The following is a 13,717-nucleotide window of genomic DNA, read 5'->3' as shown; positions in this document are numbered from 1 at the left end:
ATATCTTAGAAAGAGTAAGAGCTTAGCATTAAATATCAGAGAGGTGAAATCATGTTATTACTAAAAAACTGTAATTTAATTAATATGTCAGATATCTATGAAGAAAAATATGATATATTGATAGAAGGAAAAACAATTAAAGAGATAAGTAGCTCTATTGAAGTAAATGGGGATACAGATGTTACTGTAATAGATGTAGATGGAAAATTAGTTACTCCAGGATTGATAGAGAGTCACTGTCATATGGGAATATATGAAACGGCAGTTCCGGAAGGAATTGATGGAAATGAAACTACTAATCCTGTACTACCAGGTTTGAGAGCTATTGATGCAATTGATCCACTAGATCCAGCATATGATGTGGCATTGAAGCATGGAGTCACAACGGTTGCATGTGGACCTGGAAGTGCTAATGTCATGGGCGGTACATTTACAGCAATGAAAACAGCTGGTAAAAGTTTGGATAAAAATGTGATTGTACCAGAAGTTGCAATGAAGATGGCATTAGGAGAAAATCCAAAAACATTTTACGGTGGCAAAGGTTTAGCACCTAAAACTAGGATGATGAGTGCTGCATTAATGAGGGAATATTTCTTTAAGGCTAAAGAATATCATGAGGATTATATTGCTTATAAAAATAAAGAAAAAGACTCATATAAATTTGATCTACACTTACATTCTTTAATGAGAGTTTTTGATGGTTTACGTGTTAAAATTCATGCCCATCAAGCAGATGATATTATGACTGGAATTAGAATTTGTGAGGAATTTGGGTTAAATTATACAATTGACCACTGTACTGGTGGAGCAAATATAGTAGATGAATTAGTTAATCATAAGGTAGATTGCATTATCGGGCCTACAGCAGGTGGGAAAAGTAAGTTTGAATTAAAAAATAAAGGTTTTGAGTTAGGTAAGTTACTTGAGGAACGTGGTGTTGAGTTCTCTATTACCACAGATCATCCAGTTATTCCTATTGAAGGACTATTGATGCAATTAGCATTATATGTTAAAAATGGTGTTTCAAGAAAAATGGCTTTAAAAGCTGTAACAATAAATGCAGCTAAAAATATAGATATTGATAAATGGGTTGGAAGTATTGAAGTTGGAAAAGATGCGGATATTGTTATTTGGGAAGTTGGACCATTAGAGACAATGAGCGAAACTAATATGGTAATTGTTAATGGAGAAATTGCATATACAAGAGAGGAGGAAGTTTCAGGTGTTGATTATAAAAAATACTAATCTATATGATATGAATTTGATTTATGGAGAAAAGAAAGATATTTTGATTGAAGATGGTAAAATTGTAAAAGTTGATGATAATATTGAAGTTCCTAAAGATAAAGCAGTTGAAGTAATAGATGCAATGAATAAAATTGTGACACCTGGTATCGTAGAGCCTCATTGTGAATTAGGTATTCGAGAACAAGTATATAGAGTAGAAGGTGCAGATTCAAATGAAACTACTGATCCAATAACACCACAATTAAGAGGTATAGATGCAATTAATCCTGAAGATGAAGGATTCCAAATGGCTTTAAATGCAGGTGTAACAACAGCAGTAACTGGACCTGGAAATATGAATCTTATTGGCGGTACTTTTGCAGCTATTAAAACCTATGGAAATACTGTTGAAAAGATGAGTATAATCGATGAGATTGCTTTTAAATTTTCTCTGGGAAATGTTCCAAAAGGATTTTATGGTGGAAAAGGGAAGGCGCCTAAAACAAGACTAGCAAATGCTGCAATGATAAGAGAAGCCCTATATAAGGCAAAGGAATATCATAGTAGTGTTCAAAAATATAAAACTGGTGAAAGCAAGACTCCACCAAAATTTGATATGAAATTAAGTTCTTTGAGCAGAGTTTTTGACGGAATGCTTGTAAAATTTCATGCTCAACAGACTTATGACATTATGACTGCTGTTAGAATTGCAGAAGAATTTAATCTTAATTATACTGTAGATAAATGTTCTGAAGCATATTTAATCACAGAAGATTTAAAACAACATAATGTGAATTTAGTTGTTGGGCCATCCTATGGTGGTAAGAGAACACATGAAGTTAGAAACCAAGATGTAGTAATTGGAAAAGTATTAGAAGAAAACAATATAGAATTTAGTATATCTTCAGGACATCCAGATATAAATATTGATTTGACAATGATTCAACCAATTATGATGCTTCGAAAAGGTCTATCTAGAGAGAAGGCCTTAAGAGGTATGACCATAAATGCTGCAAAATCAGTAGGACTGGACAAACAGGTAGGTAGTATTGAGGTAGGTAAAGACGCAGATATCTTAATTTGGGATGGAGAACCTTTAGACTATTATTCATCACCAAATATAGTTATTATTGATGGTAAAGTTGTTTTAGGAGATTCAGTTAGGTAAATAGCTTATTAACCATCATGACTGGTGAGATAAAGGGTAGTAGAAATGTAGAAAAATCATAAAAGGATTTTTTAATGAATCTTTTTATTTGGTATATTGTAGATAGGATGTATGGTTCTGATATTTTAGAGGAGCCATACATCCTATTTTTTTGAAATCTTTTTTCGCTTTTCTAGTATGCTGAAACTATCTATCCCTGTGAAATATAGTTTTTTATTTATAAAAATAAATTTGAAAAAGAGTTGACAATGTAAAATTTTAGTTATATGATATATTTAAATAAAGACTATTTAAAGACATTGACTTTAAATAAGAATATTAGGAGGTGGAAATATGGAAGTTAGAGAGAATTTTCAAATAGATAGTATCAAGATAATAGAGATTGATATTCCCTATGCTGTACCTTTTCAAATAAGTGGAGGTATTAGTTATACAAGAAAATCATTAATTATAGAGATACATTCAGGAGATATAGTTGCATATGGAGAATCGGCACCATTTGAGTCACCATTTTATTCATCAGAAACCATATCTACAGCAAAATCCATATTAATAGAAGACTTAATTCCCAAAGTTATAGGAAGGGAGATAGATTCAATTGAACAGATAAATTTCCTATTAAATGAAAACATAAGAGGCAATAATTTTGCTAAAGCAGGTATAGAAACTGCTTATTGGGATTTAGTTGCAAAGAAAAATAATATAAGTATGAAGGATTTAATACTTTATAAATTAAAGGAATTAGGAACAACAGATGAGTACTTAAAAAACAATGACTATATATATTCGGGGGTTTCAGTAGGGATACCAGAAGATAATAGTTATGAAACACTAAAAGAAATGGTTAAAGGATATGTAGAAGAAGGTTATAAAAGGGTTAAAATAAAGATTAAACCAGGTTGGGATTTAAAGGCCTTAGAAGTTACTAGAGAAGAAATAGGTGATGACTTTATTTTATGGCCCGATGCAAATGCTGCATATGATTTTGATAAGGATTTAGATTTATTCAAAGCTATGGATAAATTTGGATGTACCTTTATTGAACAACCATTAGACAGTAATGACATATTAGATCATACAAAATTAGCTAAAAATATTAAAACACGAATATGTTTTGATGAATCCTTAAAATCATATAAAATAGCAAAACAAATTATAGAAATAGATGGACCTAAGATTTGGAATATTAAGGTACAAAGAGTTGGAGGATTACTTGAAGCACTTAAAATATATGCAATAGCCTCTCAAAATAATATAGAAGTATGGGGTGGGACAATGCCAGAAAGTGGTGTTGGTGGAGTTGCTATATTAGCTTTATCTACATTTAAAGGATTTAAATATCCAGCTTGTATAGAGCCAAGTGAAAGGTGGTATGGTAAAGGAAAAGATATAAAAGAAATGATAATGGATAAGGAAGGCAAAATCTATTACAAAGAAGAAATAGGTGTTGGGGAAATCAATAAAGAAAACTATGATAAATATGGTACAATAGTTTATGATAGCAAGTCATATTAATCATTAATTATTTATTGGAGGCACATATGAAATTAGGAATTATAGGACCAGAAGACTTAGTTAACAAAAGTATTCAAGTAGGAAAAAAGTATAAACAAATTGAAATGATTGCCATGCCTTATGCAAGTGAAAGTAATACAGAAGAAAATATAAGTCAGATACAGTCAGAGGTAGATGCATTTTTATTTACAGGTTTCTTGCCTTACTATCATGTTAAACATAAGCAATTAACGAATAAAGATATTTTCTATTATCCAATATTGGGATCAGCTTTATATAGAATTTTATTAAAGATGAAAAATAATTATGATATAGATATATCGAAAATAAGTATAGATACTTTAGAAGAGAGAGAAGTACGTGAGGTTTATGATGATTTGAAAATATATAGTAAGAATTTATTTATAAACGAGGCTCATTTATCTAATTATAAAAAAGAAGACTATATAAACTTTCATTATGATTTATACAACTCTGGTAGGACAAAAGGTGCTATAACTTCAATAAATTCCGTATATATGGAATTAGTAAAATTAGGAGTTCCAGCATTTAAAATAGAGCCAACCAAATACACTATGAGGAATATATTTAAAATAATTTCTATGGCAAGTAATACACAAATTGCTAAAAGAAATCAAATTTTAATAATGATAATAGATATAGCAGAATACACATTAAATGGAGAAAAACTTTCAAAGATAGAGAAACAAAGCAAAAGATTACAATTACATCAGGAATTATTGGATTATAGTAGAATGTATCAAGCATCAGTATTTTCTTCAGCAGGGAGTGAAGAGTTTATACTACTTATAACAAAAGGAATTTTTCAAGAGTATACAAATTCCTATGAGAATATTCCTATTGTAAATGAAATTAAATCTAAGTTTTCCATGGAGATAAATATAGGTATTGGAATGGGAACAAATGCTTTAGAGGCGGAAGATAATGCTAGAAAAGCATTAGAATTATCTAAAAAGCATAAAGAATCAGCTAGTTTTTTAATAAATCAAGAAAAAGAAGTTGTAGGACCAATCGGATCAGCTAATAAATTAGAGTATAAACTAAAGACTGAAAATAAAGAATTACTCTATTGGGCAGATAAAACAGGAGTAAGTATTTCAAATATTACTATGATAAAAAGTCTTATTAAAAAATTACAAACAGACTCTATCTCAGCAGGAGACATACAAAATGGACTAGATATAACCCTTAGATCAGCAAATAGAATTATGAAGAAATTAGTTGATGGTGGATTAGCTACAGAAGTAGGGTTAGAACAAGCTGGTGGTAGAGGAAGACCTAAAAAATTGTATAGAATTAAATGGGATTAAAATTTTAATTATTTAAAGACCTATTAAAGACATAGGAATAAAGATAAGCCATTAAAGGAGGATTAATTATGAATTTTAAAGAAATACAAGCAAGAATAGTTGGGGATATACTACCGGCAGTTCCAGTTCCAGTTTTAGAGAATGGTGAGATTCATTTAGAATCTCAAAGAAATTATGTTAAATGGATGAATAAACAGCCTGTAAATGCAGTAGCAATATGGGCACACACTGGGAGAGGTTTAAATCTATCCAAGGAACAAAGGGCAGTAGTTTTCAATGAATGGAGAAATGGATTAGATCCTGAGAAAATAATACTATGTGGTGTAGGAGCTAATGTAAAAGATTGTATAAGTGATGAAGATTATATCAAAGAGGCTGTAGATATGGCTAAAGAAGCTAAGGATTTAGGAGCGGATTTAATTATGCCATATGCTCCAACATTATTTAGAGGTAGAGAAGATCAAGATGAAATGATTTTAAAATATCATAAAGAAATTGCAGAGGTTGGATTACCAATGGTAGCATTTTTCTTATATGATGCAGCAGGTGGAGTAAATTATTCATTAGATCTACTTAGAGAATTATTTAAAATAGAAAATGTAATAGCTATAAAAATGGCTACATTAGATTCAGTTATGACATATCAAGATGTAAGCAATATGATTAAAGAAGAAAACTTAGATGTGGCCCTTATAACTGGGGAAGATAGAATGTTTGGATATACTATGATGCGTGGAGCCAAAGGTGCATTAATAGGTTTAAGTAGCGTTTATACAAAATTACAAAAAGATATGGTAAATGCATATTTTGAAGAAGACTATAAGACCTTTATTGAGAAATCAGAACTAGTAGATAATTTAGCTGAACATACTTTTTATGCTCCTATGGAAGGGTATATCGAAAGAGTGCTATATATATTAGCTAAAAAAGGTATTATAGCAGAAGAAGCAGTAAACGATCCATATGGACCAGGAGTAGAGGAGAGTGAAAGAGTTAGAATTGACAAATTTATATCTAAGTTAGGAGATATGTAAAGAGAGGAGTATATTATGAATCCTATATATAAATTAAATGAAGAATTAAATATTGATGATAAATTAAAGAAGATGATAATTAATGATTATGAAAATGCTATTTATGAAATAGATAATTTGGAAAGATATATACTAGAAAAATATAAGCTAGATGTCACTGGGAAATATGGAGATTTAGAGATTAGGAATCCATTTGGAAAGGCATCAGGTCAATTATCATCCACATTAAAACAAGTCCAAACAGATGCTAGGGATGGTTTAGGATTTGTAGTTTTAAAAACTGTAATATCTCAAGATGATTTAAATGAATCAGAGATGCAAGAGTGGAAAGTTTCTGCACCCAGGATGGTAGTAGAAAAAATTACAAGCAAACAAGGTGAAGTTGGATATACAGTCACATGGAAAGGCAGAGGATGGGATAAGTCTTTTGAAGATTATTTAAAACTAGTAGAAGGATCCTACAAAGTATCGGAACAATACAATATACCAGTAATTCCATCAGTTCAATATCACTTACCAGAAATTCATGAGGAATTTAAAGAAGGTGAATATGAATACACTACTAGAAAGATTGAAGAAGTATGGGAAAACTCAGATACTAAATTGCCTTTTATTATAGAACAAGATTTTAGTGCTACTCTATCTAGTATGGATAATTCTAAAGAACAAGTTTTGAGATGGGTAAGACAGGTTCCTAGATTAGTAAATAAGTATGTTAAGACAAATAACTTTATATTTGGAATGAAATTATTCAACCCTCCATTGGGGGATGAGTTCCAAATTCAAATGTTAGAAGAGTTAAATAATCTAAAGACTCTTGTAAATACTACAGCAGCATTTAATAGATTATTTGATAGAGATAAAGAGTTTGAAGGGAAAAAAGGAATAGCTTATGGTGGTTATGATTTGAGCGATAGAAATTTAAGGGTGCTTGACAAATTCCGCAAGAACAATGGAAAAGATATATCCATAAGTGCAACTGGAAATGTGAATTCAGGCAGAATGATGATAGAGTACGCCCTAAGAGGTGCAACATCAGGTCAAATGCACACCTATTTCCAACTACCAAATGATAATTATAATCTAAAAGATGGGAGCAAGACTAGAAGAGCTCTTCATGAGTTAATGTTTAATCCTAAAGATGGTTTAGTACCAGTTATGTTAGACTTAAAATCGAAATTCAATCTTTCTCAAGATGAAGTTTTAAGATTTTTAGATATAAAAAAACTATATACCACAACAAAATAAGGAGGGTTTAACATGGAAAAAGAAAGAGAACAAGGATTTTTTAGGCGCATGATATCAATTGTAGGGCCAGGTTTAATTACAGCAGCTATAGTAATGGGACCAGGAAGTATAACAGTAGCAAGTAAGATAGGCGCCACTATGGGATATTCAGCATTATGGGCAGTATTATTTGCAGCAATAATGATGGCAGCTTTCTCAAAAATGGGTACTGTAATAGGTATTATGTCTGAAAAGTCATTATTAGAAACAGTTAGAGATAAATATGGAAAATTATTATCTGTAGTCATAGGACTTGGAGGATTCTTTATAATAGCAGGATTCCAAACAGGAAATAATATAGGTGCAGGTCTTGCATTTAGTACTGTATTTGGAGGAACAGTAGGAATGTGGGCAGTTATATTCACAGGAGTAGCAATGCTATTTATGTGGGGATTCAAGGATATGTACGGTTACTTAGAAAAATTAATGACAGCTTTAGTATTTGTTATGATTATTACTTTTATAGGAAATGTATTCTTTATAAAACCTGACTTAGGGGAAGTAGCAAAAGGATTTATACCAACTAAACCAGAAAATTTAGGACTTATAATATCAATATCAGGAACAAGCTTTAGTGTTGCTGCAGCAGCATTCCAAGCTTATTCAGTTAAATCAAAGGGGTGGAAATTAAAAGATTTAGATGAAGGATTAAAAAGCTCATATGCAGGTACTGCAATTTTAGCTACGATTACTGTGGTAATAATGATTACAGCAGCTACAGTTTTAAAACCAGCAGGAATAGAAGTTAATAGTGCTATAGATATGGCCATACAATTGGAACCATTCTTAGGGGCACTAGCTAAATGGTTGTTCCTATTAGGATTCTGGTCAGCAGCATTTTCATCATTTATTGGTAATGCTATGATAGGTGGTACATTACTAGCAGATGGCTTAGGAATAGGATCAAAAATGGAAAGCAAATGGGCAAAAATATTTGCATCTTTTGTAATGATTTTAGGAACCACAGCTACAATAATATTTGGAAAAAACCCAATTCAATTATTAGTTTTAGCACAAGGAACTACTATGTTAGCAGTTCCAATAATAGCAATAGTTATAATGTTATTGGCAAATGATGAAGAAATAATGAAGGAACATAAAAACCCCTTATTCTTAAATATAATCGGTGTAATATCAATTGCTTGGTTATTATTCTTATCATTTAATCAATTAAAACAATTTATTGGTTAATAAAATAAAACTACTAAAAAATTAACTAACAGTTAATTTTTTAGTATATATATGGTAAGATTTATTAGAGGTGAAGATATGACTGATAATTTATTTAAAGATATAAAAAACATAGAGTTAGATATTAAAAGATGGAGAGAAGAGCTTCACAAAATTCCAGAACTAGGATTAGACTTGCCTAAGACTAGTGAGTATATACAAAATGAACTAGATAAGATGGGAATAGAGTATGAGACTCTGTTAAATGGAAATGGTATAGTTGGATTAATAAAAGGGAATGAAAATGGAAAAACAATTGGTATAAGAGCGGATATGGATGGACTTCCAATAAAAGAGGAAACAGGTCTTGAGTTTTCTTCAGAAAATGGAAATATGCATGCATGTGGCCATGATGGACATATGGCATCATTACTTGCTACTGCTAAAATTTTAAATAAGAACAAATCAAATCTAAAGGGATGTGTAAAACTTATATTTCAACCAGGAGAAGAGTATCCTGGTGGTGCTAAACCTATGATAGAGGAAGGCGTTTTAGAAAATCCTAAGGTAGACTTCATAATTGGTTCACATATAGGTCAATTATCTAAGGAAGTAGAGTTTGGGAATATAGGTATAAAGTATGGACCTATGATGGCATCTATGGATAGATTTTATGTAAATATAAAAGGTAAGGGATGTCATGGTGCATATCCAGAGCTAGGGATAGATCCCATAGTCATGACTACTGAGATAATACAAGGAATACAGAATATTAAAAGCAGAGAAATATCGGCAATAGAGCCTTGTGTAATATCCATATGTAGAATGAATGGAGGTATTAATCAAAATATAATTCCTGATTCTGTTGAGATTGAAGGAACTGTTAGAGCCTTAAATAAAGATTTACAAGTATATATAAGCAAAAGAATAGAAGAAGTAGTAAAAAATGTAACATCATCACATGGGGGAGATTATGATTATGAATATGAGTTTAAATATCCTCCTCTTATAAATAATGATGAAGAGGTAGAAAGATTAGAAACTATCTTAGAAAACAGTATATTAAAAGACCATATTACAAAAATTAAGAATCCTTTAATGGGTGGAGAAGATATGGCTTTTTATTTAGAAAAAGTACCGGGAGTATTTTTCTATTTGAGTAATTTAAAAGAAGTAGATGGAGAAAGGTACAATCATCATAATTCTAAATTCAATATAGATGAAAAGGAATTATGGAAAGTAGTTTATACATTTGTAAATTATATATATGAGCATTTAGCTTGATTTCAGTGATAATCCTCTATAAGCACAAAGAGCCCTAGGGCTCTTTTTTAATACCTAAAAATGAGTACATTTATGATTGAAAGTGCTCCATACTTCCTTGTGATTGATTTTGTCAACTAAATTTAACTAGGCAAAGAGAGGTAGTTTAATAATTATAGTTGATATATAAATTTTATTGAGATAAAGTAAAGTTTACAAAAGAGGACACAAAAAGCGAGGAATAAATTTGCTTTACATAGTATGATTTTTATAAGGAGGTTAAAAAATGGAGTGGTTGAAGAAATTAAGTAGCGCTATTGAATATATTGAAAATAACTTAGACAATGAGATTTCTTATGATGAAGCGGCAAAAATCGCATGCTGCTCATCCTATTATTTTCAGCGCATGTTTACCTATGTAGCTGGTATTTCATTGTCTGAATATATTCGCCATCGGAGAATGACACAGGCTGCATTTGAATTACAGTCCAGGGATACAAAGGTATTGGATGTTGCACTAAAGTATGGATACGCTTCTCCAACATCATTTAACCGTGCATTTCAGAGTGTTCATGGAATTACTCCTTCTTCGGCCAAATATCAAGGGAGTGTGCTTCATGCCTATCCCCCTATTAAATTTTCCGTTAAAGTTACAGGAGGTGATGCTATGGCATATCGTATGGAAGAAAAAAAGTCTATGAGGATTGTAGGTATCCGAATTCCATTAACAGAGGACATGGAGGAAAACCAAAAACTGGTTCCGCCTTTTAGCCGGGAAAGACCGGAAAAGGGGCATTCTGAAGTATGGATTGCTATAAAAAAGGAAAAAGAGAATGTTACCATGTTTGGAAAAGACATTTATAGTGAAGCCCCTGAGATTCGTACACAAATATCTTGCGTGTCACAGCGGATTTCCATTGATACCCATTTGTCTCTTACAGAAAATATGATGTTTCAAAGTAAGCTGTACAAGGTGCCAAAAGTTGAAGCAAGGAAACGTATGGAGATACTAATTTCCTGCTTTGGATTAGAGCAATACTTGAAATACCCTGTTTCATCCTATTCTGGTGGATTAGTAATTGCAGTCAAGCTTAATCCTTTCACTCATGTAATCAATGCCTTGCGTGATTTAATTATGTAGAGAAATATCGTGACAAAAGAGATTATGCTTGTTTTCATCCTACTTGTCTTAATGTGCTGTATCAGTTTCCTGTGGGCAATTAGAAGATAAAAAAAGAAACCAGTTTATAATATTTCATGTAATATTATTTTAGTGAAGAGATTGATTTTGCAACAATTTTATCATGTTTGACTTGAGACTAAATTAAACTGTATTTTGTATTTGACATATGTTTAATAATGTATTCATTGACAAATATATACATATTCCCTTATAATCTAATTTGGATGTATTAGAGTGTCAAAAAAATAACTATTTATTAAATATATCTTAAGGTATTAATATTATATTTATTGACATCCTTTGAGACATCAATAGTTTTATCACATAATTTATAAATCATAAAAAATAGGAGGATGTGTAATGAAAAAATTTATTAGTATTACTATGGCATTAGTGTTGATTTTCACATTAGTAGGTTGCACTAAGCCAACACAAAAAGAATCAGAATCTGGAGATAGTCAGAGTGTATCTTTTGAACCTGGCAAGTATAATGGTACAGCTGAAGGGCATAATGGTTCCTTAGAAGTGGAAGTTGAGTTTTCTGAAGATGAAATTTTAGCAGTTAATATTGTTAACAGTGGAGAAACTGAACATTTAGCTAAACCGGTTTTTGAAAATATCCCTGCCCAAGTGATTGAAGAACAATCCTTAAAGGTTGATTCTATATCTGGAGCAACGATAACTTCTATTGCATTAAAAAATGCTATTGCTGATGCTGTCGTTAAAGCAAAAGGTGACCCAAAACTATTAAACAAAGCACCTACAAAGGAATTGAAGACTGAAACAGTTGAGTTAAATACTGATGTAGTCGTTATAGGAGGAGGAAGTGCTGGTTTATCTGCTGCATTATCAGCAGAACAAAATGGATTATCTGTTATTTTATTAGAGAAAAATGGAGTGTTAGGTGGACATACAGCATTAAGTGGAGGTCTTACTCTTATTACAGGATCAAAACTTCAAGAAAGATTGGGAGTTACTAATGATACTCCTGAAAAGGCTTATGAAGATATGATGAAAAATGGAGGAGAAAAGAGTGTTCCTGAACTTCTAAAATTATATAGTGAAAACATGGGAGAATCAACTGATTGGACTGTGGACTATGTTGGAGCAAAAGTACCTGATAAGTTAACAAAACTTGGTGAAAATTCAATTGATAGAGGTCTGTTTTATGAAGGAAGTGGAGCAGGTTTAATCGATGCAATGTCAAACAAGTTAAAAGAAACAACGGTTGATCTTTACTTAGATACAAAGGCAACGACTTTATTGACTGATGGAAATGAAGTAATTGGAGTTGAAGCCAAGGCTGAAGATGGTACCACATATAAAATCAATGCGAAATCAACTGTTCTTGCTACAGGTGGTTATGCTGCTCGTAAAGATTTGCTACCTGAATCCTTAGAAAACTTTCTTTATTATGGTGCATCTTTATCAAATGGTGAAGGTTTGATTATGGGACAGGAAGTCGGAGCAGATACTGTTAATATGGGATATGTGGAGTTATTTGAGAATGGTGTTGAGTGGAAACGTGGTATAGCTAAATCTACTTACAATGGCTCAATGGCTGCATGGAATGTTAGTGGAATTTTAGTAGATCGTAATGGGCAAAGGGTTGTGAATGAAAGAGGATCAGGTATATCAATCGTCAAGCAACAAGAGGCACAACCAGATGGAACATTATTTTTGCTTATGGATCAAGCTACTTTTGATAATTTTAGCGAGAATATAGGTGGTACAGGAATTTCTCAAGAAATGTTAGATTCTTGGGTAGAAAATAATGGTAAAGAAGGTCCTATTTTTGCTAATGGCAAAAGTATTGAAGAAGTTGCAGAAATTGTAGGCGTAGATGCAGCTGGATTAGAAGAAACCATAGAAAAATACAATAAGTATGTTGAAAATGGTAAAGATGAAGAGTTTGGTAGAGCAGCTGAATACTTAAACGAGAAAATCGGTGAAGGACCTTATTATTTAGTTGAACAAAGACCGAGATATGCAACAACTTTAGGAGGATTACTAATAAATTCAGATTTAGAGGTAATCAATACTAATGGTGAAGTTATAAAAGGTTTATATTCTGTAGGAGATGCAGCTGGAGGGGTGCGTGGAGATGACTCTGTTCCTGGAGCGGATATAGGTTGGGCAATTACCTCAGGATATTTAATAGGAGAAATCTTAACTAATATACAGTAGAAATAATAGTAGTGTACTAAACTGTATTTTATCATAAATTTAAATTAGGTGATATTACAGGAATTAAACCTGTCCCTTTTATAGGGGCAGGTTTTTCTTATCTAATTTTTATATTGACAATAGTCCTGTTAAGTGTTACATTTTTAGCTACTGAACACTGTACAATAGTTAAACGATGTTAAACAAAGATAAGGAGTGGAATAATGACTATAGAAAAAAGAAGAGAACGAGAGATAGAGGAGATGAACAAAGAGATAATTTGATTAGCTTTTATTCAAAAGAAATAGTATTAAGAATAGCTAATAGAAATATATTAAATAATTAAAATGAGGACAATTAAATGGATATTTTA

The 13,717-nt window shown here is 31.6% G+C and carries 11 protein-coding genes; all 11 read left to right on the top strand.

Translation table 11 applies throughout. The features are described 5' to 3' along the window. The first annotated feature begins 51 nt into the window (after window positions 1-51). The 11 genes from AC4PG3_RS08495 to AC4PG3_RS08445 all read left to right on the top strand — a co-directional run bounded on the left by AC4PG3_RS08495 (window position 52) and on the right by AC4PG3_RS08445 (window position 13,690). Window positions 52-1,245 carry an amidohydrolase gene (locus AC4PG3_RS08495; protein ID WP_492196231.1) on the top strand — a complete coding sequence of 398 codons (1,194 nt, stop codon included), beginning with the start codon at window positions 52-54 and terminating at the stop codon, window positions 1,243-1,245. Then, complete coding sequence (locus AC4PG3_RS08490) at window positions 1,223-2,395, top strand: amidohydrolase (protein WP_492196230.1); 1,173 nt, start codon at window positions 1,223-1,225, stop codon at window positions 2,393-2,395. The genes AC4PG3_RS08495 and AC4PG3_RS08490 overlap by 23 nt, the downstream gene beginning before the upstream one ends. A gap of 333 nt (window positions 2,396-2,728) precedes the next feature. Continuing rightward, window positions 2,729-3,910, top strand: a complete 1,182-nt coding sequence (gene menC, locus AC4PG3_RS08485; protein ID WP_492196229.1) for an o-succinylbenzoate synthase — start codon at window positions 2,729-2,731, stop codon at window positions 3,908-3,910. A 26-nt stretch (window positions 3,911-3,936) separates the two neighbouring features. Further along, complete coding sequence (locus AC4PG3_RS08480) at window positions 3,937-5,241, top strand: hypothetical protein (protein ID WP_492196228.1); 1,305 nt, start codon at window positions 3,937-3,939, stop codon at window positions 5,239-5,241. A 68-nt stretch (window positions 5,242-5,309) separates the two neighbouring features. Further along, window positions 5,310-6,275, top strand: a complete 966-nt coding sequence (locus AC4PG3_RS08475) for a dihydrodipicolinate synthase family protein (protein WP_492196227.1) — start codon at window positions 5,310-5,312, stop codon at window positions 6,273-6,275. Window positions 6,276-6,290: 15 nt separating this feature from the next. Next, window positions 6,291-7,523 (top strand): beta/alpha barrel domain-containing protein, encoded by a 1,233-nt coding sequence (locus AC4PG3_RS08470; RefSeq protein WP_492196226.1) that lies wholly within the window; start codon window positions 6,291-6,293, stop codon window positions 7,521-7,523. A gap of 12 nt (window positions 7,524-7,535) precedes the next feature. Next, window positions 7,536-8,753: an Nramp family divalent metal transporter gene (locus AC4PG3_RS08465; RefSeq protein WP_492196225.1), complete on the top strand. Its 1,218-nt coding sequence runs from the start codon at window positions 7,536-7,538 to the stop codon at window positions 8,751-8,753. A gap of 78 nt (window positions 8,754-8,831) precedes the next feature. Further along, window positions 8,832-10,016 carry a M20 metallopeptidase family protein gene (locus tag AC4PG3_RS08460; protein WP_492196224.1) on the top strand — a complete coding sequence of 395 codons (1,185 nt, stop codon included), beginning with the start codon at window positions 8,832-8,834 and terminating at the stop codon, window positions 10,014-10,016. 265 nt (window positions 10,017-10,281) lie between these two features. After that, complete coding sequence (locus tag AC4PG3_RS08455; protein WP_492196223.1) at window positions 10,282-11,136, top strand: helix-turn-helix domain-containing protein; 855 nt, start codon at window positions 10,282-10,284, stop codon at window positions 11,134-11,136. A 402-nt stretch (window positions 11,137-11,538) separates the two neighbouring features. Next, window positions 11,539-13,365: an FAD-dependent oxidoreductase gene (locus tag AC4PG3_RS08450; protein WP_492196222.1), complete on the top strand. Its 1,827-nt coding sequence runs from the start codon at window positions 11,539-11,541 to the stop codon at window positions 13,363-13,365. A gap of 175 nt (window positions 13,366-13,540) precedes the next feature. Next, on the top strand, window positions 13,541-13,690 hold the full coding sequence (locus tag AC4PG3_RS08445; protein ID WP_492196221.1) for a hypothetical protein: 150 nt from the start codon (window positions 13,541-13,543) through the stop codon (window positions 13,688-13,690). The last annotated feature ends 27 nt before the right edge of the window (window positions 13,691-13,717 follow it).

The sequence above is a fragment of the Tissierella sp. QWL-11 genome, from assembly GCF_058683765.1.
This window is presented reverse-complemented; position numbering and strand designations above follow the sequence as displayed.